Below are 21,907 nucleotides of genomic sequence, written 5' to 3'. Positions count from 1 at the left end.
GGACTCGCCATGCTGATCGGTTTCGTCGTGCTGTACCTGGTGTTATCCATCGGCATTGGCCTGTACGCCGCCACCAAGGTCCACAATGCGTCTGACTACATCACCGCCGGCCGCTCGCTGCCGATGATCGTAGTAGTGGCGATGGTGTTCGCCACCTGGTTCGGTGCCGAAACCGTGCTCGGCATCCCCGCCACCTTCCTCGACGAAAATCTCGGCGGCACGATTTCCGATCCCTTCGGCGCCTCGCTCGCGCTGATCCTTTTCGGCCTGTTCTTCGCCCGCCCGCTGTACCGAATGAAGCTGCTCACCCTGGGCGACTTCTTTCGCCGGCGCTACAACCGCCCGGTCGAGATCGTGATCTCGTCGGCAATCGCACTGTCCTACCTGGGCTGGGTGTCGGCACAGGTGGTGGCGCTGGGGCTGGTGTTCAATGTGCTGTCCGATGGCATCATCACCCAGGTACAGGGCATTTACATCGGTGCAGCGGTTGTACTGCTCTATACCCTGTTCGGCGGTATGTGGTCGGTGGCACTGACCACCCTGGTTCAGATGACCGTTATCATCATCGGCCTGCTATGGATTGCCAAACTGGTGAGCGACATGCCCGAGGTGAACGGCGTCGCCCCGGTAATCGAGCACGCCGCTGCGGCAGGCAAGTTCGAATTCTGGCCACCAATGGAATGGGCGGCGCTGGTCACCTTCATCGCCGGCTTTCTCACCCTGGGCCTGGGCTCGATTCCCCAGCAGGACGTGTTCCAGCGCGCCAACGCCAGCAAAAACGAACGCATCGCCGTGTGGGGCACGCTGATCGGCGGCTCGCTGTATTTCGTGTTTGCCGCCGTGCCCATTTACCTCACCTATGCCGCCACCCTGGTCGACCCGGCCATGACCACGGCACTGTTGGCCGACGATGCCCAACGGGTGCTGCCCACCTTCGTCAAAACCCATCTGCCGCTCTATGCGCAGATCATTTTCTACGGCGCCCTGCTCTCGGTCATCATGTCCACCGCCTCCGGCACCCTGCTGGCGCCCTCCGTCACCATTTCGGAAAACATCATCAAGGAATTCATGCCGCATCACCGCATGAGCCAGAAGAAACTGCTGTGGATCACCCGCAGCGTGGTCGTCGTCTTCACCGTGCTGGTGGTGTTTTATTCCCTGTGGTCGCTGCAAAGCGAAACCAGCATCCACCAGATGGTGGAAAACGCCTACAAGGTCACGCTGGCGTGCGCCTTCGTTCCGCTGGTGACGGGGTTGTACTGGAGGCGTGCCAATAATCTGGGGGCGGGATTGTCCATTGTGCTGGGACTGGCCGCGTGGATTGCGATGGAGTTCATCTCACCCGAAGCCGCGCTGCCGCCGCAGTTTGCGGGTTTGATCGCGAGTGCGATGGGAATGGTGGCGGGGTCACTGACCACCCGGCGCTGACAACCTCAGCGCCGGGTGCGGTCGCGCAAGTGTGTAGAGATCAAAGCGCGCCGAGTGTCGAAAATTTTTACATTCCGGGCTGAAATCTTTTCATTTCCGCCGGCCACCCGCCGCCAGAAATTTCTTAACTAATTGTAATAAATGGATATTCACGGCAGGACTTCTGTCTTGGCATGGCGTGTGCTTGTAAGTCTTACAAGACTCAGCCGATTGAATATAAAGGAAATAAATCGTGTCTGACCCCATTTGTCCCATTTGTCTGGTGAATATAATGAACGCTACGAAATTAGCAGTACCGTTGTTGCTAGCAGTGGCTTACGGTGCCTCCCCGGTATTGGCCGCGCCCATATTGGGTTCAGATTTAGCGAGCTTTGCGGTTCTAGGGGCCACCGGGGTGACCAATGTGCCCTTCAGCACTATTGGCGGAAATCTGGGTTCTGCACCCAACCCTTCAGTAGGCGGAGGATACGTTTTCACATCCGGTTCGATACAAGCCAATACCACACTGGCGCAACAAGCCCAGCTTGATCTCGACGCTGCGATCCTCGCTATTAACGGGATGGGGCCCGGCCTTACCATTGGTCCAGACCTTACAGGCACAATCTTTCCAGGCATCTATACGGTTCCCGCCGCAGCCAGTAATTTGTCCGGGGCACTCATACTCGACGGTGGAGGCAGCAATGACGCGGTGTGGGTTTTTCTATTTCCGAGCACGCTTATCACCTCGACCACCTCGACGGTTACTGTGGTTAATGTAGGTGGCGGTGAAAATGTCGGGCTGTACTGGAGTGTCGGCAGCGCCGCGACCCTCAACGGCCCTACGTTCGCAGGAAATGTCCTCGCGCCGGACATCGTCAGCAGTGACGGCTCTCTAACAATTGGTTGCGGCAGACTCTTATCGTCCGAGAAACAAGTGACGTTGAATCAAGACAATATCTCCATCGGCTGCGTGGGTATTGGGTTCGGAAGCGGCGGCTTTGACCAAGGCGTCGATATTGGGTCGGGGGGCACTGGCGGGTCGGGGGGCCACGTCGTCCCGGAACCTGCTTCGCTGGCACTGCTCGGCATCGGTCTGGCCGGCCTGGGTGCAACCCGCCGCCGCAAGCAGGCTGTTTAAACCGTCTGATTCTTGGCGGCAGAACGGCGGCTGCGGTCGCGGGAAAATAGCGGGAAAATAGGGTCAGACACCATTTCCATATGAAAAGGTATCTTAGACCGGCCTGAATTCAGCAACCGGGTAGCCTGCGGAGATTGATCAGTTTGATCGCCGCACATAATACGGTGAATAATTTGACGTTGCGGAGCTTGTATCCCATAATCTCCGCATGATTAGCGGAAATAATACCTACCTTTGGCAACAATCCGACTGGCCCCTCTGGCGCTATGACACGCAACGTCTGGCCGGTCTGCTGGCTCAGGTGCACCACGCTCAAGGCCACTTGCTGGGTCGAATGCGTGACTTGGGGACCGGTCTGCGCGACCAGGCCACTTTGCAGGTGTTGACCGAGGATGTGCTCAAAACCAGCGAGATAGAAGGCGAGCGACTGAGTCCGGACACGGTCCGTTCTTCCATCGCACGCCGTCTGGGCGTCGATGTCGGCGCCCTGGCTCCGGCTGACCGGCAGGTGGACGGCGTGGTTGATATGGTGCTGGATGCTACCGGCCACTTTGATCAACCGTTGACCGCTAAGCGTTTGTTCGGCTGGCATGCGGCGCTGTTTCCAACCGGCTACAGCGGTCTGGCCGCGATCCGGGCCGGTGGCTGGCGCGATGATGCCTCGGGGCAGATGCAAGTCGTTTCCGGCCCCGTTGGTCGGCAAAAGGTGCATTACGAAGCGCCGCCCGCGCATCTGCTGGAAGCCGAGATGGCGGATTTTTTGCTCTGGTTCAATGTGCACAATGAACCTGATCCGGTGGTGAAGGCGGGCTTGGCCCATCTGTGGTTTGTGACCATCCACCCGTTTGACGATGGCAATGGTCGTATCGCGCGTGCGGTGGGTGACATGGCTCTGGCGCGCGCTGAACAATCGACGCAACGGTTCTACAGCCTGTCTGCGCAAATACAGCGCGAACGCAAAGCCTATTACGACATGCTCGAGCACACGCAAAAAGGCACACTCAATGTCACCGATTGGCTGGAATGGTTTCTGGGCTGTCTGTTGCGCGCCTTGCAGGGCGCAGAAGTCACGCTGTCTGCCGTACTGACCAAGGCCCGGTTCTGGCAGCGCTGGATGGGAACGCCTTTGAATGAGAGGCAGGTCAAGCTGATCGACCGGCTGCTTGACGGCTTTGACGGCAAGCTGACCAGCAGCAAGTGGGCAGCCATCGCCAAGTGCTCACCGGATACAGCACTGCGTGACATCACGGGTCTGATCGCCAGCGGTGTACTGATGAAATCCGATGCGGGTGGCCGAAGCACCCGTTACGAACTGAAGCCCCTGGACTGAATGTTCAGGCTGCCACGTCACGTTATTGATTCGGCACGATGAAGTTTGAATGAGTGGCTTGGATCGATGTGCCACGTCCCGATGCCGGAGCGAGGTGTGCCGAATCAATAACCATTAAAAACAGCGCTTTATTGAGACGGCTCTACAGGCTGGACGAGGCAAGATAGCGTGAATAGTCCTTCGTGGGTTCAAACATAATCTGGCCGTCTCAATAATGGGGACATGATAAATGTCTGCGTAACGAGTCAAAACGGCGGTATCCAGCCGCCGTTTTTTTGTTGTGGATTTTCCTCTACGTTGCTTGTCGAACACGTCTAGGGAGACGCTGATTAATCCGTCTTTGCGAGGAGCGAAGCGACGCGGCAATCCAGAAATGCCTGCTTGATCAATGCGCTGGATTGCCGCGCTTCGCTCGCAATGACGGCTATATCGAATTAATCAGTGTTTCCCTAGACCAACAAGACCAACTTCGAAATTACGCAGGAGGGTCGCGCATGAAACACATCATCAATATCTACGAAGCCAAAACCCATTTATCCCGTTTGGTGGATGAGGCCGAGCGAGGCGAGGATATTGTCATCGCGCGCGCCGGCAAACCGGTTGCCCGCCTGATCCGTATCGAACCTAAAACCCGCAAGCGTCCGCTGGGCTTGCTTGATGGACAGTTCAGCGTACCGGACGACTTCAACGCACCCTTGCCTGATGAAATTCAAGCCGCCTTTGAAGGCAGGGCACCGCTGCCCTCACCCCAACCCTCTCCCAGAGGGAGAGGGAGCAAACGCTAAGCCCAACCCGATTAATGCGGATACTGCTGGATACGCATGTGCTGCTGTGGGCGGTAGCGCAAAGCAGCCGCTTGCCTCAGGATGCTCGTGGGCTGCTGGAAGACCCTGACAATGCGCTTTTTTGCAGCACGGCAAGCCTTTGGGAGATCGCCATCAAAGCCGGGCTCAGACGCCAGGACTTCGTGGTGGATATTCCGGCTTTACGCGCCGCCATGGTGGAGATGGATATCGCAGAGCTGCCGGTATTGGGAAGCCACGCCGAGCAGGTGCTGAAACTTCCCGCCATTCATAAAGACCCGTTTGACCGCATGCTGGTGGCGCAAAGCATGATCGAGCCGCTGGTCTTGTTGACCAACGATGCCGCATTTGTCGGCTATTGGGACGGGGTGAGGCTCGTCTGATCAGGCTCAGCGCAGATACCCCTCGTGCTCCAGCTTGAGCAGGATTTGCTGCACCGCTTCGTCAATGCCGAGGCTGGTGGTGTCGATCGCCAGTTCCGGTTTTTCCGGCACTTCGTAGGGATCGGAGACGCCGGTGAATTCCGGAATCAGCCCCGCGCGCGCCTTGGCGTAGAGCCCTTTGCGGTCGCGCGACTCGCAGGTTTCGATGGGGGTGGCGACGTGGATTTCGACGAAGCCGCCGACGGCTTCGATCATGGCGCGCACGTCACGGCGCGTCTGCCGATACGGCCCAATCGGCGCACAGATGGCGATGCCGCGGTTTTTCGTGATTTCGGACGCGACGAAACCGATGCGCCGCACGTTGATGTCGCGGTGCGCTTTGGAGAACCCCAGTTCGGACGAAAGGTTGCGGCGCACGATGTCGCCGTCGAGCAGGGTCACGGAGCGCCCACCCATTTCCATCAGCCGTGCGGTCAGCGCGCGCGCCAGGGTGGACTTGCCCGAGCCTGACAGGCCGGTGAAGAACACGGTGAAGCCCTGCCGTTCGCGCGGTGGGCTCTGCCGGTGCAGTTCACTCAGCACTTCAGGGAAGCTATACCAGTCGGGGATTTTCAGTCCAGCCCGCATGCGGCGCTGGAATTCCGCGCCGCTGAGGGTGAGCAGACGTGCGCCGGAGGGCGCGTCGAATTCCGGCAGATGTTCGGCGCGATCCTCCACATACACCATGCGAGGGTAGGCAATGAGCTGCACGCCGATTTTATCGGCCAACTCAGCCACGGGCAGATCAGCGTGGGGCTGGCTGAGATCTTCGCCGCGCCGACAGTTGCCGTCGGCCTGGTGTTCGCCGCCGGCAATCAGCAGGCTGCAACCGTAATTGCGTGCGACGATGGCGCGCAGCAGCAATGCACGGGCGCTGGCTTCGCGCGGCGGCGCCGGCAGCAGCGACAGTTGGGTGGTGGCGGCGGGAAAGCGTTCGCGGATGGCAAGAAAGCTGCGCACCAGACCAAAATAACCGGGCGCATCGGTGATGTCCCCGCCCACCTGAGGATGCAGCAACAGGTTGGCTTCGTTTTCGATCGCACTTTTCAGGCAAAACTCGAACTGCGCGCGGTGCATCGGGTGGTGTGCCTGCCAGGCGACCACGCGGCGCCAGCCGCGGCGGGCAAACAGCGCGCGCAGTTCGGCCGGGGTGGCACGCAGGCTGACAAAATCCGGATGCGACGGCAGGGCCACGCCCTCGACCGCGCCGCCTAGATGCCAGATTTTATTGGGCTCGGTGCCGCTGTCATCCCACACGTCGCTGACGGTCAGCACCGCGAGCATGAAACCTTCACCGTCGCGCAGCGCCACCCGATCATCCGGCTTCAGGTCACCGGCGATTTTTTGTCGGCTACTCAGGGCGACAGGCAACGGCCAGAAGGTGCCGTCATCGAGTTGCCGGTCCGACTCGATGCGCGCGCACTGGGCGCGCGTCATGAAGCCGGTGAGCGGCGAATAGGTGCCGGTCATCAACATTTCAAGCTCGCACTGCTGCCGCCAGCCAAGGTCGAGCGAAGGCAGGCTCAGGGCTTCCTGTTTGAGTGCTTCACCCTTTGTGGGGTCGATCAGATTGACGAGGGTGCCGCCGTAAGGTGCGATCAGATGATTCATGTCAGCTCAGGTAAAACCGCGTTAGCCAAAAGTTTTGAAAAACAGCGCAATAAACCGGCCAAGCTCGGCGTCGGGCAAATAATTGATGCCGGCGGCGCCACGGCGCCCACCGCCGCTGTCGAACTGGCTGCACAAATCGTCCGCTCCCGACCGGGCAATCAGCGGCGCGCGCACGCTGACGAGATAGCCGCCGCCCGCTTTGGCGGTGAGCACGGCATGCGCCTGCGCAGGCGACTCGACTGCCAGTTGATTGCCGAACACGCCGGAAATCCGCCGCGCCCATTTCTCGGCAGGCAGCATGAAAATGCGCCCGGTGTCGCGCGTTTCCGTTGCGTCCAAGGCAACGGCGCGCGCCATGTCGTCCTGATAGCCGGTTTTCAGAATTTGATAGGCGGGCGATTCGGCGATGAAGGCGAAGGGGTCGGCAAACGGGCGCAGCTGGCGATACAAATCGGCAGGGTCAAAGAACAAGTCGTCGAGCGTTTCACCGTAGCCGTTGTAGTTGAGGCATTCGCCCAGCGACTGCAATTGCGCCAACTGGTCGGCAGACAGATTGAGCGGCCCGGCAGCCTGCCGCGCGGCATCGGCGAGATTGTCGCCAAACGCGGCGGTCACCGCCCATGCCAACTGCCTGCCTTGCAAATAGTGATTTACCAGCAGACTGGTGCAGACATTGGCATCGGTGTCGATATGCGGCTCGAAGTGCGGATGCGCCGGAATGTCGCCCGGCTGGTGATGATCGAAGTAGCGCACCTGAGCGCCTGTTGCCAGCAGCCTGTCCAGTGCCTCACGGTTTTTCGACAGTGCAATATCGAGCACGGTGATGCGATCGCCCGCCTGCGCCTTGACCCGTTTCAGCAGGCTGATATCGCGCTTGGGTCCGGTGACCAGTTCGGAATCGGCTGGCTCGTCCAGACGCAACTGATGCAGCGCGCAGATGCCATCGGCGTCGCCGTTGAAAACGTCAATGAAATGCATGAGTGGGTTGGGCGTGAAGTTGCCGAGCGGATCGGAAGTGTGGCCATTGTAAGAATGCAAGCGTCGTGATGACAAGCACATGCAGCGCACTGTAGCGCAGCCAGACGACAGGTTGCGTGGCGTAATGCTGGCGATCGGCGCTCAGCAAGAACTGCATGGCTGAAAATTGCTGGCCGTATTTGTCGATCTCGCCGGCCAGCCCGAGGTGCAGAAACAAGACCGCCAGCGGCAGCGAGGCCGCCACAGTAACCAGCCGCGCAGTGCGATGCGCCGCTGGCGAAGCGAGCACTGCCGCGGCGAGGAACAGGGTGTAGAGCCAGACGCATAGCGCCGCAAAAGCCAGCGGCTGCGGTACGGCGATGAGTTCGGTGAGGTTGTCGGTGGCAGCCTGAGCAACCACGCCCCAATACGCCAGTAGCAGTACTAGACCCGCTGCCCAGAAATGCAGCGCACCCAGACGCCGCCCACGCCAGCGGCGAACGGTCTGCACGGCCAGATACAGCAAGGCACCGGGGACCGTAGTCAGCGCCACCCAGCGCAGCCCGGTCTCCCACTGTCCCGGCCAGTGCAGCACCGGGCTGCCGACCAGGTCGTGGAGGCTTTCATCCGGCACGGCGGCAACCAGCAGCAGGAAGGCGGCCCCGCCATACACCAGCAAACCGAGCGGCAGTTGCCCCAGCCGAGCCAGGCCGGACACGCGCCGTCGCGCCAGCCATACCGGCCATACGGCCAGCCAGTAGCACGCCAGTGCGAGCAACAATGACGACAGCCAGGCGCTGTCCTGTCGCAGCAACTCGCGTACGTTGTAAGGCACGAAGGGCGCATGCGCCGCGCCCCAGAACAGCAGCGTCATGCCGCCCACCATCAGCGGCAGATGCCAGCGCGCGCCAGACGCGGCGACTGGTGCGGCGGGTTCCGCCTTGGCGGCCGGCCGCGCGGACACAGCGTGGCGCGGCGCCCGCAGCAAGCGCCACGCCACGGCATAGCCCACCAGACCACCCAGCCAGGCCAGCAGCCAGTCGGTGAGATCGACGATCTTGTGCGGCAGCATCAACTGCCCTCCCTCGATCACTGCGGGCAGTCCCGCCAGCACCAGCATGGCCAGCGCAAACAACGGGCCGCGCCAGCGCCACGGCTGGCGTGCCATGCCCCACGCCAGCAGGCCGCCGAGCGGCGCGAAGAACAGTGTCTTGCGCAGCACCTCGGTGATGGCGCGATATTCGGTGCCGAAGTAATACACCTCGAACGGCACCCGCTGCACGAAATCGAGCCGGCTTTTGATGAAGGCGCCATCGGTACGGAAATCGAAGGGGAACCAGAACACGAACAGCAGCGCGGCCATCCACCCTGTTGCCAGCGCGAACGGCAACCACGCCGACCACGCCGGCACCTGGCTGGCGGGTGCCTCACGCGCGGCCAGGCGGCCGCCCACCCAGACGCCCAGCGCCGCGCCGGCGGCGGCCGTGAACAGGTCGGTGACATCGCTGACCCGCGAATACACGAACAACTGCATGAATTCCAGCAGGGCCGCGGTACCGAACGTCATGCCCCACACGCGCCACGCGCTGCGCATGCCGTCGAGCCGCCACAGCAGCGCAAGCGGCGTCCAGATCAGGGCATCGGTGGCGATTTCATACAGCGCGTAGGCGGCATCATCCGGCAAGCGGCCAAACGGAATCAGGTTGATCTTGCCGTCCCGCCATTGATGGAAAATCTCGACCAGGCTGATGGTCAGGTCGAGTGGCAGGACGTTGTAAACCAGCACCCCTGCCAGATACACCCAGGCCAGGCGCTCGGCCAGCGCGGCACGAGCATGGACCTGTTGCCAGGACTGCAGCCAGTCGACGAAACGGCTGCTCGTTCCCCACCAGGCCAGCACGCCGATGACGCCGCCCAGGGTTTCAGCATAAATGTCATTCTGCGACACCGTGCGCTGCGGGAAAAACAGCTGGGTGAATTCGATGCCGACGCTCAAGGCAATGGCCGCCGGAATCAGCGCCAGCGTCACAAGCGCCGTTCGCAGGCGGCCGGCACCTGCCGACAGCGCGCCCATCCACAGGAAGGTCAGCGGAATGAACAGCAGCAGATTGGCCACCCAGTCGGCGCGCGAACCGATGCCGAGTTGAAGAAACGGTATCGCGCCGAAGCGGGCCACCGCTTCATCCCACGGCAGCGCACGGAATTCCAGCGGCACCAGGCTGCCGTAAATGACAAACGCGGTGTACACCAGCGCGGCCAGCCACAACAGGTTGCGGGGATTGCCGGTCGTTCCCGCGTTCCGGCTCATGGCTGGGCGGCGTCCAGCGTGCGCAGCAAGGCCGGGGCGACGTTCGCGCCTGGTCGCGACGCCCCCTGCCAGCCGGGATAGGCCGCCAACTCGCGCACCAGCCCATCCGGCAGGCGGCGCGACGGCTGGCTCGCAAGCAGGCGCGGCGTCAGTTCCGCCACGGCGACATCCAGCCAATCGGGTTGATAGTCCAGAGTGAGGTTGTGCGCGGCCTCGCCGCCGCGCAAGGGTGTGACGGCGGCCACCACATTGGCGACCACGCGCTGGCGATACGCCGCACCCTCGGCCTGGCGCACCTGGATGCCCGTGCCCGACGCCAGCACGGTATTGGAAAAAATGTCCATATCGCGCGGTACGTCGTTGTGCGGCTGGATGCGAATCGCATCGCCGCTGCCGTTGATGAACACATTGTCGTACACCGCCACCCGTCCCTCCACCTGCAACAGCGCTTCGCTGGGATTGTGCAGGAAGAGGTTGCCATAGACCAGATAGCGGTCTTCGCTGCCCACGCCCGTCAGCGGAACATGCCCCAGCAAGACGTTGGGGCGCGCCTGCGGACCGGGCAATGCGTCCTGCTTGGAAAACACGTTGTAGCGGATCACCGTGTCGTAGCGATCCGCATATTCACTTGAGCGGAATTTTTGATGCTTGATCTGCAGGTTGTAACCCAGCGTGTGCGTAATCCGGTTGCCCTCGATGACGCCGCCGACAAAGGGATCGCTGCCATCCGCATCGCCAAAATACATGCCGGTTCCCACCCGCTCGATGCGGTTGTTTCTGACCACCCAGCCGAATGCCGGGCACTTGGTCGAAATGCCCACATTCTGTTGTGACGCCGCATGGTCGTGGATGAAGAGATGTTCCAGCGTGATGAAATCGGCATAGCGGCTGTGGCCCTCGGCCTTGACCGCATCCACCGGCAGGTTGCCGCCATCGAGCTGCAGATGGCGCAACACCAGATGACGCACATTGACCAAACTGACCGTATTGGCGCGCGGCCGCGCGATAAAGCGCGGCGGCGCAGCGGAGTCGGCGGCTTCGATAACGATCGGCTGGCCGGCATGCCCGGACAAATTGCTCAGCGGCAAGCCCTGGCGGTAATCGCCGGGCTCGAGCAGCAGGCGGTCGCCGGGCTGCAGGCGGCGTAAATAATCGCGGTAATCTTCCGTGCCCGCGCGATAGTCCGCTGCGGCGGCCACGCCCGTCAGCAGGCAGAGCAGACCTGCGCAGACGGCTTGCCGCATTTGGGGCGTGTTAAACACTAATTTCGCGTCCGCGTTGCTGCGAGAAAGCGATGGATGCAAGGCGCGTCGCTTGGCAAGGGCTATCCCTTGCCAAACGACGCAACGCCGCCGTATTAAATAAAAGCAGCGCGCTTTCTCGCAGCAACCCGAAGGGACGGGACGGCCAAGGTTTAATCCAGCCGGGCGCATCCCTTTGTCGCGAGCCGCTTGCAGTGAATGACACTGCGGCGCGGCCCGCTTCGCGGGCTGCATCCCGAATCGGCCTCGTCGCGGGCGTGAAATTAGTGTTTAACACGCCCTAATCCGCCGTATCGGGTAGCGGCAGCCCGCTCCTCAACAAATCCACCTTGCCGCAGAGCACACGGGCCATTCCCCCCACGCCCTGGCGCCCGGTATCCACCACGATGTCGGCCACTTCACGGTACAGCGGGTCGCGCTGCTGGTACAACTCGCGCAGCCTGGCCAGCGGGTTGTCAGTTTGCAGCAGCGGACGGTTGCGGTCGTGCCGGGTGCGTTCGTACAGATGCTCGGGCGTGCCGCGCAAATAAATCACCACCCCGTTTTTCTTCAGATTTTCGCGGTTGGTCGGCGACAGGACCGCGCCGCCGCCGGTGGCCAGCACGATGCCGGACAGGGCGGTCAGCTCGGCGATCACCGCCTCCTCGCGCTTGCGGAATCCCGCTTCGCCCTCGATCTCGAAGATTACCGGAATCTTGACGCCGGTGCGCGCCACGATCTCGTGGTCCGAATCGTAGAAGGTGCAACCGTAATGTTTGGCCAGCAGCCGGCCCACCGTGGTCTTGCCGGCGCCCATCAGTCCGACGAGGTAAAGATTGTCTCGCTTGCTCATGGCGCCATTCTAATTGACGGCTGCCGAATGACGACGGCTCGCGGAGGCGCAGAACGCGAAAATCAGGACGAAAAAAAGCGCGGGACAAGCCCGCGCCTGAATGGGTCAACGCGATCAGCGCAGCGACAGGCGATCGTCGAGGATGCGCGGCGTGAGGAAGATGATCAGCTCGGTCTTGCTGTTTTCCTTGGTGGTGGTCTTGAACAAATGGCCCAGCCCAGGAATATCGCCCAGCAGCGGCACCTTGTTCACGGTCGAGCTTTCGTCGCCCTCAAAGATGCCGCCCAGCACCAGCGTTTCACCGTTGTTCACCCGTACCTGGGTCTTGATCCGCTTGGTGTCGATTGCCGGATCGGAGATGCCCGAGATGAAGCGCACTGCATCTTTCTGCACCTCGACGGTCAGGATGACCGAGTCGTTGTTGAGTATCTGCGGATCGACCAGCAGGCAAAGGAAGGCGTCCTTGAACGTCACCGTCGCAGGGGTGTTGGCCGTTCCGGGGGTGATGTACGGGATCTGCGTGCCGTTGAGAATCACCGCAGGCTTCTGGTTGGTGGTCATCACGCGCGGATTGGAAATCACCTTGCCTTTGTTATCCGCCTCCAGCGCACGCAATTCCAGGTTCAACAAGCTCCCGTTGGCAGGATCCAGCAGGTTCAGGATCAGGTTGGGAAGAACATTGGGAAGCGCCTGTCCACCCCCACTGATACTCCGGCTGCCACTACTGTTTGCAGCCGAAAAACTCAGACGTGCGCCCAGATCGCGGCTCCAGCCATCGATTGCCACCACGACCCGTGCCTCGATCATGACCTGACGCGCGGGGACATCCAGCCGTGCGAGCAGTTCGCGAACTTCCTGAATCTTGCGCGCCGTATCGGTGATGATCAGCGTGTTGGTTTTCAGTTCATAGGTTGCGCGGCCGCGCTTGGTGAGGACTTTCTGGTCATTTTCCCCCTTGCCCTGCTGCGAGGCCTGCGCAGCCGCTGCGCCGCCCAGGCCCTGCGCCTGCGCCGAACAGTTCACCGCATTGTTGCCGGCGGAAGCGAGGAAGGCGCCGGAGGCAAAGCCGTACAGCATGGTTTGCGCTTCATCCGCCCGCATGTAGTTGAGCTGGATGTACTCGGTGGTCAGGGGCTCCAGATCCGCCACTGCCGACCGGGCTTCATACTCGAGCCTCTCCTTGGCCATCAACTCATCCTTGGGCGCGATCCAGATCACATTGCCGTTCTGGCGCTTGTCGAGGCCCTTGGTCTGCATGATGAGATCGAGCGCCTGGTCCCACGGCACATCCTTCAGGCGCAGGGTCAGGTTGCCGGTCACAGAGTCGCTGGCGATGATGTTGAGGCCGGTGAAGTCGGCGATGACCTGCAGCACCGAGCGCACTTCGACGTTCTGGAAGTTGAGCGAGAGTTTTTCACCGACGTATTTCACCTTGCCGTCAGCGGTTTTCTTCTGCGCATCGTCGCTCTGTTTCACTTCAACGATGAAGCTGTTGTCGGTCTGGTAGGCCGAATACTCCCAGCCGCCCTTGGGCTGGATCACCATGCGGGTGTTGTCGCCCAGGGTATAGGTTTCGACGATCTGCACCGGGGTGCCAAAATCGGCCACGTCGAGACGGCGCTGCAAGGCCTTGGGCAGTTCGGTGCCGATGAAATCGACGACTACGCCGCCGGCCTGCTGGCGAATGTTGATGCCCGCCTGGGCGTCGGACAGGGTGGTCACGATGCGTGCCTCGCCCGCCTCGCCGCGCCGGAAATCGATGTCGCGAATGCTGTGGCGCGCCCCATCGGGTGACGCTTCGGCAAAACGCGGGCTGACATTCACCGGCGCGGCCCCGACGCCGACATCACCCAGTGCGACGAGCAGCGATTTGCCATCGATCCGGGCTTCGTACTCGACCGATTTGTTCAGGTTCAGCACCAGGCGCGTGCGCGTGCCTGCCTGCACCACATTCACGCTGGACAGCGGGCCGAGATTGGCCTCCACGGTGTTGCGCCCCATGGCATTGCCGGTGTCGGGCAGGTCCAGGGCGATGCGCGGCGGGTTGCCGACGGTGAAGCCGGCCGGTGTGGCAGTCAGCGCATTCTTCAGGTTGACGCGCACCACGACCTTGCCACCAGGCAGGGTCGTGGTCTCGACGCTTTGCACCGCGTTGCCGGTGGGGGGCGCATCGGCAGCGCGCGCCGCAAACGGCAGCGCCAAACCGGCGAGCAGGGCAATCCCGAACAGATGACGGGTCATACGATCTTTCACGAGCTTCAGCTCGTAGAGCGAATGGGTAACGGCGCAGCCGTTGGGTACCCATCGGCCTCCCCCTTGCGGGGAGAAAGTCGGAGTCCCCTTGTGGGGCATTTTCTGGGCAATGCTACGTCCAATGGTTTTGGGCAATGCGTTCATGTCAGCCTCTTTTAAAATCAGTGCTAAAGGTCATTCTTGCAAAAGCAGGGCGCTGATGCGATCGGACCAATCTCCGGCGCTATCCTGGACAATTTCACGCAAGCTCACTTCGCCATCGCGGATCTGCGTGATGATGCCAAAGTTCTGCCCGACGTAATTGCCTTTCCTGACGTGGTAAATCGTGTTGTCCGGTGTCTTGATCACCGCGTGAATCACGCCTTGTCTGGACAGCATGCCCACCATTTTCAGGGTTTCCAGCGAGTAGGCCTCAAGCGGCTCTTTCGGGCGATTGAGGTCAGGCTGCATTCCGCCGCCGCCGCCGGTCGAGAGCTTTCTCGGCTTGAAGGGGTCGGGCAGATCAAAGGCGTTGTAGGTAAACGGCTCATACACCTTGACCTGCGGCAATGGCTCGATTTTTCCCTGCATGTCGCGGCCGGTCTCGGCAACAAAGGTTTGCAGGTCGTCCATGCTGCCGCCGCCGCAGCCGGTCAGGCCCAACACAATGAGTAAGGTAGCCAGGCGCTTCATTTCTTCTGCTCCTTGGCTTGCTGTTTTCGGGCGATGACTTCTTCATCATCCAGGTAACGGTAGGTTTTGACGATGGCGTCCATATTCAGCACGCCATCCTTGGCCGGTTCCAGGGCGATATTCTGTAACGTCACGATACGCGACAGCTTGGAGACATCGCTGACGAAGGCTGCAATGTCATGGTAGCCACCGGTGACTTTGACGCGAATCGGCGTTTCGGCATAAAACTCGGAGGCCGTTTCGGCGTCGGGCTTGAACAGGTCAAACTGCAGACCGCGTCCCAGGCCCGCCTGGTTGACGTCGGTGATCAGCGCGTCCATTTCCTGCTTGTTGGGCAATTGCTTCAACAGCGCGCCGAAGGCCTGCTCGATGTCGGCCAGCTGCCTGGTATAGGCCTCCAGATTGATGGCCTGGTTTTTCTTGGTGGTGAACACGCTGCGCAGTTCGGTTTCCTTCTGCTTGGCGGCATCCAGCGTTTCCATCCCGCCACGCCAGTCGAACCACCAGCCCGCGACCACGAGTGCCACGAACAATAGCCCCAGCGCCGCCAGTTTGGTCGGCAACGGCCAGTCGGCCAGCGTTTTCAGGTCGAGTTTATTGAGGTCGTCCAGGGTCATGCTTTGCCCCCCTTGTTATTTGCGTCATCCATCTGCTGGCGGGCCTGTTTGACCGACAGCACAAATTCGTTGGCGCGCAGATTGTTCACGGTGGCCGACTTGATTTCGACCAGATCGGCCGACTCGAACCAGGGTGAGTCATTCAGATTGCGCATCAGGGTGGAGACGCGCGCGCTCGACTGGGTATAGCCGCTGATGGTGATGATGTCGCCCGCCTGCTTGAAGGACTTGAGATACAGCCCGTCGGGCAGCAGACGGATCATCTGGTCAAACAGGTGAACGACTTCGGTGCGATTGGATTGCAGGGTCTCGACGACCTGTTTGCGTTCCAGCAGCGCCTGCGTCTGTTCGCGGATTTTCTTGATTTCGCCGATCTGGCCGTCGAGCCTGGTGATTTCCTGTGTGAGGAAAGCATTGCGCGCATCCTGTGCCGACTGGTTCGCAGCGATCACGCCATGCCCGAGGACGACGGCGATCACGCCCGCCGCCACGGCAATGCCGAGCAGGACATTGAACTGGCGGCGCCGTGCGGCACGCGCCAGTTCGCGATGGGGGAGCAGGTTAATGCGGATCATTGGGGGTCAAACCTCCGCATGGCGAGGCCACAAGCGACAAAGAGGGAAGGCGCGTCGGCGGTCAATGCCTGCGGCCGGATTTTGGAGCCGACTGCCATGTTGGCAAACGGATTGACGACCATGGTCGGGGTGCCGGTGCGCTGGCCGACCACTTCATCGATGCCGGGGATCATGGCACCGCCACCGGCCAGCAGGATCTGATCGACCTTGCGATACTGGGTGGACGTGGTAAACAACTGCAGCGCGCGGCCAATTTCCATCGCCAGCGTTTCACTGTAGGGCTGCAACACTTCCATGTCGTAGCTTTCAGGCAGGGTGCCGCGGCGCTTGGCACTGTCGGCCTCTTCGTTGGTCATGCCGTAGCGGCGCGAAATTTCGTTGTTGAGCTGGTTGCCGCCAAAACCGTGTTCGCGCAGGTAAACCGGCTCGTTGTCGTGAAGGATGTTGATATGCATGTTCTGCGCCCCCACGTCGATGATCGCCACCGTCTGCCCGGCGCCGCTGTTGGGCAGCAGGTGGGCAATCTGCTCATACGCGGTTTGCGTGGCGAAGGACTCGACATCCATGATCAGCGCCTTGAGGCCGGCTGCCTCGACTACGGCCACGCGGTCTTCGACTTTTTCCTTGTGCGCGGCGGCGAGCAGGACTTGCACATCGTCCGGACTGCCGGGCGACTCGCCGAGCACCTGAAAGTCCAGATTCACCTCATCGAGCGAGAAGGGGATGGCCTGATTGGCCTCGGCTTCCACCTGATTTTCCAGGTCGAGACCGCTCAGGCTGGCCGGCACCAGAATCTTTTTGGTGATGACCGCCGACGACGGCAGCGCGAGCGCAACGTTTTTGACCCGCGTGCCGAGATTTTTCCAGGCGGTACGCAAGGTGTCGGCCACCTGATCGAGGTTGGTGATGTTGCCGTCCGTCACCGCATCCTTGGGCAAAGGCTCGATGACATAGTGTTCCACCCGCAGCATGCCCTTGCCCGCATCGGACAACTCCACCAGCTTGACCGCGGTCGTGCTGATGTCGAGCCCCAGGATGGGTAGCCCCTTGGCAGACAGCCAGTCCAGATTGATATTAAGGTGCAAGAGTTTTCCTTTACGCTTCTGTGAGTTGGCACCTTTTCTTGTTATTTTTTTTAGATGCTAGCAACAACACACGGTTTTTAACAGTTTTTTTCTCGCCGCACTGCAGGGGTTGAACACATGTGTCCAATTTCCAACACCACTAACGCCTATAATCGGCGAAAACTTTAGGCACTAAATTAAAGGAACCGGATGTTTTCGAAATGGTGGCATTACGCACTGGCACTGATCGTCAGCCTCGGCGTCGTCGGCACGGCGCTGGCCGGGCTGGCAGCTGCACTGATTTACCCCAACCTGCCGCCGCTTGAAGCGCTGACCGACTATAAGCCCAAGCTTCCGCTGCGCATCTTCACCGCCGACGGCGCGCTGATCGGCGAATTCGGCGAGGAACGCCGCGCCTTCATTGCCATCGACAAGGTGCCGAACTACATGAAGCAGGCGATCATCGCCGCCGAGGACGAGCGTTTCTATGCCCACGGCGGCGTCGATACCCTCGGCGTATTGCGCGCCGCTGGCTCGAACCTGCTCGCCGGCGGCGCCAAGGAAGGCGCGTCGACCATCACCATGCAGGTGGCGCGCAATTTCTTCCTCTCGAACGAAAAGACCTTCACCCGCAAATTGTCCGAAGCCATGCTGGCGATGAAGATCGAGCACAATCTATCGAAGGACAAAATCCTCGAGCTGTACATCAACCAGATCTATCTCGGCCAGCGCGCCTATGGCTTCGAAGCCGCCGCGCGCACCTATTTCGGCAAGCCGATGCATGAACTGTCGCTGGCCGAGTTCGCCATGCTGGCAGGGCTGCCCAAGGCACCGTCGCGCTACAACCCGGTGGTCAACTTCCCGCGCGCCAAGGCACGCCAGGAATACGTGCTGGGACGCATGCGCACCCTCAAGTTCATCGGCCAGCCAACCTGGCAAGCCGCCGTCAAACAGAAGCTGGTGATCCGCCAGACGCGCCCGCAGGCCGACGTCCGCGCCGACTATGCCGCCGAAATGGTGCGTCAGACCCTGTTCGAGAAATACGGCGAATCCATCTACAGCTCAGGCTACAAGGTCGTCACCACGCTGCAGCGCAACCAGCAGACCGCCGCCAACCGGGCCGTGTGGGAGGGCATTGCCGATTACGACCTGCGCCACGGCTATCGCGGGCCGGAAAAGCAGATCAGCCTGCCTGCCGACAAGGCGCAACGCGAAGCGGCCATTGCCAGCGCACTGGAAGACCTCGCGCCGGTGAGCGACATGCGGCCTGCGGTGGTGTTAAGCGCCAACGCCAAACTGATCCGCGCACAATTGCAGGACGACACGGTGGTCGACATTTCGGGCAATTCGCTCAAGTGGGTGGCGAACTGGGCCGCCGGCAAAAAGGGGCGGCAGCTCGCCCCCGGCGCGGTGGTGCGGGTACAGGCAGTCGGCAGCAAGCCGCAATGGCGGCTGGCGCAGCTGCCCGAGGTGGAGGCGGCACTGGTTGCCCTGAACCCGAAGGACGGCGCCATCACCGCACTGGTCGGCGGATTTGACTTCAACCGCAACAAGTTCAACCGCGTGACGCAAGCCTGGCGGCAGCCGGGATCGAGCTTCAAGCCGTTCATCTATTCCGCTGCGCTGGAAAAAGGCTATACCCCGGCCACCCTCATCGACGACGCGCCGCTGTCACTGAGTGCCGAAGAAACCGGCAGCACCGTCTGGGAACCCAAAAACTACGACGGCAGCACCAGTGGTCCGGTACGCATGCGCACGGCGCTGACCAAGTCGCTCAACCTGGTTTCGGTGCGCATTTTGCAGGGCATCGGCCCGAATTACGCGCGCGACTATATCCGCCGCTTCGGCTTCGACCCGGCGCGCCACCCGCCTTATCTCACCATGGCGCTGGGCGCGGGCAGCGTCACCCCGCTGCAGATGGCGACCGCCTACAGTGTGTTCGCCAATGGCGGCTTCAGCGTCAATCCCTATCTGATCGACAAGGTGTTCGACAAGGACGGACGCCTGTTGATGCAGGCCAGCCCGCAACGAGTCGGCGGCAACGCGCCGCGCGTGATCGACCCGCGCAATGCCTGGCTGATGACCAGCATGATGCAGGACGTGACGCGCTCCGGCACCGCCGCGCGCGCCGGCCAGTTGGGGCGCAGCGATCTTGCCGGCAAGACCGGCACCACCAACGACGCGCTCGACACCTGGTTCGCCGGCTACACCCCCGACCTGGTGGCGATCACCTGGATGGGCTACGACCAGCCGCGCTCGCTGGGGCGGCGCGAGACGGGCTCGCAATCCGCGCTGCCCATCTGGATGAACTTCATGGGCACCTCGCTCAAGGGCGTGCCGCAAAAAAGCTGGGCAATGCCCGGCGGCATCATCAGCGTCAAGATCAACCCGGCCACCGGCACCCGACTGTCCGACACGGTGTGGGACACCTTGCTGGGCACGGCACTGGGGGTCGAGACCCCCAGCATGGTGGAGCATTTCTACCAGGAGTTTCCCCCGCCCGCTGCGCCTGCAGACGTCTGGGGCGGCGACTCGGGCGACTTCACCGAACCGGCTGAGCCGTTCGGACGCGCTGAGGCCGAAACCCCACCATGAAAAATCAGGACATGCGCCGCCGCATTGCGCACGCGGCGGCACGCATACTGGCCGAAGACGGCAGCCTCGATTACGGCAGCGCCAAGCGCAAGGCCGCGCGCCAGCTGGGTGCGCCCGACAGCGGCAGCCTGCCCGACAACCAGCAGATCGAGGAGGCCCTGCGCAGCTATCAGGCGCTCTACCAGGCGGATGAATCGCGTGCGCAGCTGGCCTTGCTACGGCAGGTCGCCATTGAATACATGGAGCAGCTGGCCGACTTCGACCCCCACCTGACCGGCTCGGTGCTCAACGGCACCGCCGGACGCCACGCCGGCATCAGCCTGCAACTGTTTACCGACCAGCAGAAGGAAGTCGAATTCCTCTTGATGCGCCTGGCCACGCCTTACCAGGCCGCCGAACATCGCGCAGCGGACGCGCCCGGACGGATATACCCCCGCTTTGTCATCGACGATCCGCGCGCTTCGGTCGAAATCATCGTCTACCCGGCCGCCGAGCTGCGCGGCATGAAACGCCTGCAGGCCGACGGCAGCCCGCGGCGCGTGCGCCTGCCGCAGGCGCGGGCCCTGACTTGACCGCCCCCATTACAACCCGACAACCCGCGCTGGCATGGAAGATGCTGATTGGCCTGGACAGTGTTCTTGATGAGTAAACGGCCGTGATCCGATTTTTCCGCCACTACGTGCCCCTGAATTTGCTGCTGCTGGTGCTGGTCGAAGCATTCATCCTCGGCGGCGCCATCTACGCGGGGGTCAGCGCGCGCTTCCTTGACGCCAATGTGATTCCGGATGACCTGCAGCCCCTGCTGCCCAAGGCCCTGACCTTCACCGTCGTCATGCTGGGATTGATGACGGCCAGCGGCCTCTATGATCTGGAATGGCAGGGCGGGGTTCGTGCGCTGCTGCAGCGTCTCGGCCTGAGTTTCATGCTCGGCCTGGTGACGATGAGTCTGCTGTTCTATTTCTTTCCCCCCCTGCTGTTCGGGCGCGGCGCCTTTCTGCTGTCGTTCGGCCTGGCGCTGCTGGGCATCCTGCTCAGCCGCGCGCTGTTCATCCGCTGGGCGCGGGCGGGCGCGTTCAAGACCCGTGCCCTGGTGATCGGCACCGGCAGCCGCGCCGCCCACATCGAGGCGCTGCTGGCCAAGCGCGGCCAGGCCGGCAATGTGCAGGTGCTCGGCTACCTGCCGATGGGCGGCAGTCATCATTTCGTCGACCATGACCGTATTCTCGACACCCAGGAGAGCTTGCCCGAGCTGGCGGCGCGCCTGCAAATCAGTGAAATCATCCTCGCCGTGCGCGACCGCCGCGGCGGTGGCCTGCCGGTGCCGGATCTGCTCAGGTGCAAGCTGCGCGGGATCCGCATCCTCGAGCTATCCAGCTTTTTCGAGCGTGAAAACGGCCACCTGCAGCTGGACTCGATGAACGCCAGCTGGATGATCCTGGCCGAGGGATTTCACCAGGGCATGCTGCGCGACACCATCAAGCGGCTGTTCGACCTGGTGGTCAGTGCGGCCATGCTGGCGGTCTCCCTGCCCATCATGGTGCTGACCGCATTGCTGATCAAGCTGGAAAGCCCCGGCCCCGTGCTGTACCGCCAGGAACGCGTCGGCCAGGGGGGGCGCAGCTTCACCATCCTCAAGTTCCGCAGCATGTGCGTCGACGCCGAAAAAGACGGCAAACCACGCTGGGCCGGACAGAACGACAGCCGCGTCACGCTCACCGGACGCTTCATCCGACGCACCCGCATCGACGAGCTGCCGCAGATCTTCAACGTGTTCTTCGGCGACATGAGCTTCGTCGGCCCACGCCCCGAACGCCCCTATTTCGTGCAGGACCTGACCCAGAAGGTCCCCTATTACGGCGTGCGTCACACCGTCAAACCCGGCATCACCGGCTGGGCACAGGTGCGTTATGCCTACGGCGCGACCGACGAAGACGCCATGCACAAGCTGCAATACGACCTCTATTACGTCAAGAACCACAGCCTGTTTCTCGACCTCATGATCCTGTTCCAGACCGCCCAGGTGGTGCTGTGGGGAAAGGGCGTGCGCTGACCGCGCGCGTC

At 61.8% G+C, this 21,907-nt stretch carries 18 protein-coding genes; 8 read left to right on the top strand and 10 right to left on the bottom strand.

Annotation, left to right across the window (positions count from 1 at the left end):
- The first annotated feature begins 9 nt into the window (after positions 1-9).
- From ABW22_RS05570 to ABW22_RS05550, 5 genes are all read left to right on the top strand, one after another.
- A complete protein-coding gene (locus ABW22_RS05570; RefSeq protein WP_059752968.1) occupies positions 10-1,428 on the top strand; it encodes a sodium:solute symporter family protein in 1,419 nt (472 codons plus the stop codon).
- A gap of 271 nt (positions 1,429-1,699) precedes the next feature.
- Positions 1,700-2,545 (top strand): PEP-CTERM sorting domain-containing protein, encoded by an 846-nt coding sequence (locus tag ABW22_RS05565; RefSeq protein ID WP_082708601.1) that lies wholly within the window; start codon positions 1,700-1,702, stop codon positions 2,543-2,545.
- A gap of 208 nt (positions 2,546-2,753) precedes the next feature.
- Entirely contained in the window at positions 2,754-3,875 is a 1,122-nt protein-coding gene (locus ABW22_RS05560; protein WP_059752961.1) for a Fic family protein, read from the top strand.
- A gap of 494 nt (positions 3,876-4,369) precedes the next feature.
- The gene (locus ABW22_RS16695) at positions 4,370-4,660 is read left to right on the top strand and encodes a type II toxin-antitoxin system Phd/YefM family antitoxin (RefSeq protein WP_082708599.1); all 291 of its coding nucleotides are present in this window, start codon (positions 4,370-4,372) and stop codon (positions 4,658-4,660) included.
- A gap of 14 nt (positions 4,661-4,674) precedes the next feature.
- Positions 4,675-5,061, top strand: a complete 387-nt coding sequence (locus tag ABW22_RS05550; protein ID WP_059752956.1) for a type II toxin-antitoxin system VapC family toxin — start codon at positions 4,675-4,677, stop codon at positions 5,059-5,061.
- Positions 5,062-5,067: 6 nt separating this feature from the next.
- Here the strand turns inward: ABW22_RS05550 and ABW22_RS05545 are convergent, their stop codons facing one another.
- The 10 genes from ABW22_RS05545 to ABW22_RS05500 all read right to left on the bottom strand — a co-directional run bounded on the left by ABW22_RS05545 (position 5,068) and on the right by ABW22_RS05500 (position 17,272).
- On the bottom strand, positions 5,068-6,711 hold the full coding sequence (locus ABW22_RS05545; protein ID WP_059752953.1) for a bifunctional sulfate adenylyltransferase/adenylylsulfate kinase: 1,644 nt from the start codon (positions 6,709-6,711) through the stop codon (positions 5,068-5,070).
- 21 nt (positions 6,712-6,732) lie between these two features.
- Positions 6,733-7,689: a hypothetical protein gene (locus ABW22_RS05540; protein ID WP_059752950.1), complete on the bottom strand. Its 957-nt coding sequence runs from the start codon at positions 7,687-7,689 to the stop codon at positions 6,733-6,735.
- On the bottom strand, positions 7,676-9,976 hold the full coding sequence (locus tag ABW22_RS05535; RefSeq protein ID WP_059752947.1) for a VanZ family protein: 2,301 nt from the start codon (positions 9,974-9,976) through the stop codon (positions 7,676-7,678). The genes ABW22_RS05540 and ABW22_RS05535 overlap by 14 nt, the downstream gene beginning before the upstream one ends.
- Positions 9,973-11,220 carry a right-handed parallel beta-helix repeat-containing protein gene (locus ABW22_RS05530; RefSeq protein WP_059752944.1) on the bottom strand — a complete coding sequence of 416 codons (1,248 nt, stop codon included), beginning with the start codon at positions 11,218-11,220 and terminating at the stop codon, positions 9,973-9,975. Before ABW22_RS05530 ends, ABW22_RS05535 begins: the two co-directional genes overlap by 4 nt.
- A 298-nt stretch (positions 11,221-11,518) precedes the next feature.
- The gene (locus ABW22_RS05525) at positions 11,519-12,070 is read right to left on the bottom strand and encodes a shikimate kinase (protein ID WP_059752941.1); all 552 of its coding nucleotides are present in this window, start codon (positions 12,068-12,070) and stop codon (positions 11,519-11,521) included.
- Positions 12,071-12,184: 114 nt separating this feature from the next.
- On the bottom strand, positions 12,185-14,311 hold the full coding sequence (locus ABW22_RS05520) for a type IV pilus secretin family protein (RefSeq protein ID WP_059752937.1): 2,127 nt from the start codon (positions 14,309-14,311) through the stop codon (positions 12,185-12,187).
- Positions 14,312-14,497: 186 nt separating this feature from the next.
- Entirely contained in the window at positions 14,498-14,995 is a 498-nt protein-coding gene (locus ABW22_RS05515; RefSeq protein ID WP_059752934.1) for a pilus assembly protein PilP, read from the bottom strand.
- Positions 14,992-15,612 (bottom strand): type 4a pilus biogenesis protein PilO, encoded by a 621-nt coding sequence (locus ABW22_RS05510; RefSeq protein ID WP_059752931.1) that lies wholly within the window; start codon positions 15,610-15,612, stop codon positions 14,992-14,994. The genes ABW22_RS05515 and ABW22_RS05510 overlap by 4 nt, the downstream gene beginning before the upstream one ends.
- Positions 15,609-16,187 carry a PilN domain-containing protein gene (locus ABW22_RS05505; RefSeq protein WP_059752928.1) on the bottom strand — a complete coding sequence of 193 codons (579 nt, stop codon included), beginning with the start codon at positions 16,185-16,187 and terminating at the stop codon, positions 15,609-15,611. The genes ABW22_RS05510 and ABW22_RS05505 overlap by 4 nt, the downstream gene beginning before the upstream one ends.
- Positions 16,184-17,272 carry a pilus assembly protein PilM gene (locus ABW22_RS05500; protein WP_059752925.1) on the bottom strand — a complete coding sequence of 363 codons (1,089 nt, stop codon included), beginning with the start codon at positions 17,270-17,272 and terminating at the stop codon, positions 16,184-16,186. Before ABW22_RS05500 ends, ABW22_RS05505 begins: the two co-directional genes overlap by 4 nt.
- Before the next feature lie 189 nt (positions 17,273-17,461).
- Here ABW22_RS05500 and ABW22_RS05495 point away from each other — a divergent pair, with 189 nt between their 5' ends.
- From ABW22_RS05495 to ABW22_RS05485, 3 genes are all read left to right on the top strand, one after another.
- A complete protein-coding gene (locus ABW22_RS05495; RefSeq protein WP_059752923.1) occupies positions 17,462-19,846 on the top strand; it encodes a penicillin-binding protein 1A in 2,385 nt (794 codons plus the stop codon).
- Complete coding sequence (locus tag ABW22_RS05490) at positions 19,843-20,418, top strand: hypothetical protein (RefSeq protein WP_059752920.1); 576 nt, start codon at positions 19,843-19,845, stop codon at positions 20,416-20,418. Before ABW22_RS05495 ends, ABW22_RS05490 begins: the two co-directional genes overlap by 4 nt.
- A gap of 83 nt (positions 20,419-20,501) precedes the next feature.
- Positions 20,502-21,896, top strand: a complete 1,395-nt coding sequence (locus ABW22_RS05485) for a TIGR03013 family XrtA/PEP-CTERM system glycosyltransferase (protein WP_059752917.1) — start codon at positions 20,502-20,504, stop codon at positions 21,894-21,896.
- Positions 21,897-21,907: the final 11 nt, after the last annotated feature.

The sequence above is a fragment of the Thiobacillus denitrificans genome, assembly GCF_001530125.1.
Taxonomy (GTDB): Bacteria; Pseudomonadota; Gammaproteobacteria; order Burkholderiales; family Thiobacillaceae; genus Thiobacillus; species Thiobacillus denitrificans_C.
The sequence above is the reverse complement of the archived record's forward strand: the minus strand, read 5'-3'. Positions and strand labels throughout refer to the sequence as shown.

Bases quoted from the DNA above. Each gene is read 5' to 3' on its own strand.
- ABW22_RS05570 (WP_059752968.1), top strand. From the start codon at position 10: ATGCTGATCGGTTTCGTCGTGCTGTACCTGGTGTTATCCATCGGCATT.
- ABW22_RS05565 (WP_082708601.1), top strand. From the start codon at position 1,700: ATGAACGCTACGAAATTAGCAGTACCGTTGTTGCTAGCAGTGGCTTAC.
- ABW22_RS05560 (WP_059752961.1), top strand. From the start codon at position 2,754: ATGATTAGCGGAAATAATACCTACCTTTGGCAACAATCCGACTGGCCC.
- ABW22_RS16695 (WP_082708599.1), top strand. From the start codon at position 4,370: ATGAAACACATCATCAATATCTACGAAGCCAAAACCCATTTATCCCGT.
- ABW22_RS05550 (WP_059752956.1), top strand. From the start codon at position 4,675: ATGCGGATACTGCTGGATACGCATGTGCTGCTGTGGGCGGTAGCGCAA.
- ABW22_RS05545 (WP_059752953.1), bottom strand. From the start codon at position 6,711: ATGAATCATCTGATCGCACCTTACGGCGGCACCCTCGTCAATCTGATC.
- ABW22_RS05540 (WP_059752950.1), bottom strand. From the start codon at position 7,689: ATGCATTTCATTGACGTTTTCAACGGCGACGCCGATGGCATCTGCGCG.
- ABW22_RS05535 (WP_059752947.1), bottom strand. From the start codon at position 9,976: ATGAGCCGGAACGCGGGAACGACCGGCAATCCCCGCAACCTGTTGTGG.
- ABW22_RS05530 (WP_059752944.1), bottom strand. From the start codon at position 11,220: ATGCGGCAAGCCGTCTGCGCAGGTCTGCTCTGCCTGCTGACGGGCGTG.
- ABW22_RS05525 (WP_059752941.1), bottom strand. From the start codon at position 12,070: ATGAGCAAGCGAGACAATCTTTACCTCGTCGGACTGATGGGCGCCGGC.
- ABW22_RS05520 (WP_059752937.1), bottom strand. From the start codon at position 14,311: ATGACCCGTCATCTGTTCGGGATTGCCCTGCTCGCCGGTTTGGCGCTG.
- ABW22_RS05515 (WP_059752934.1), bottom strand. From the start codon at position 14,995: ATGAAGCGCCTGGCTACCTTACTCATTGTGTTGGGCCTGACCGGCTGC.
- ABW22_RS05510 (WP_059752931.1), bottom strand. From the start codon at position 15,612: ATGACCCTGGACGACCTCAATAAACTCGACCTGAAAACGCTGGCCGAC.
- ABW22_RS05505 (WP_059752928.1), bottom strand. From the start codon at position 16,187: ATGATCCGCATTAACCTGCTCCCCCATCGCGAACTGGCGCGTGCCGCA.
- ABW22_RS05495 (WP_059752923.1), top strand. From the start codon at position 17,462: ATGTTTTCGAAATGGTGGCATTACGCACTGGCACTGATCGTCAGCCTC.
- ABW22_RS05490 (WP_059752920.1), top strand. From the start codon at position 19,843: ATGAAAAATCAGGACATGCGCCGCCGCATTGCGCACGCGGCGGCACGC.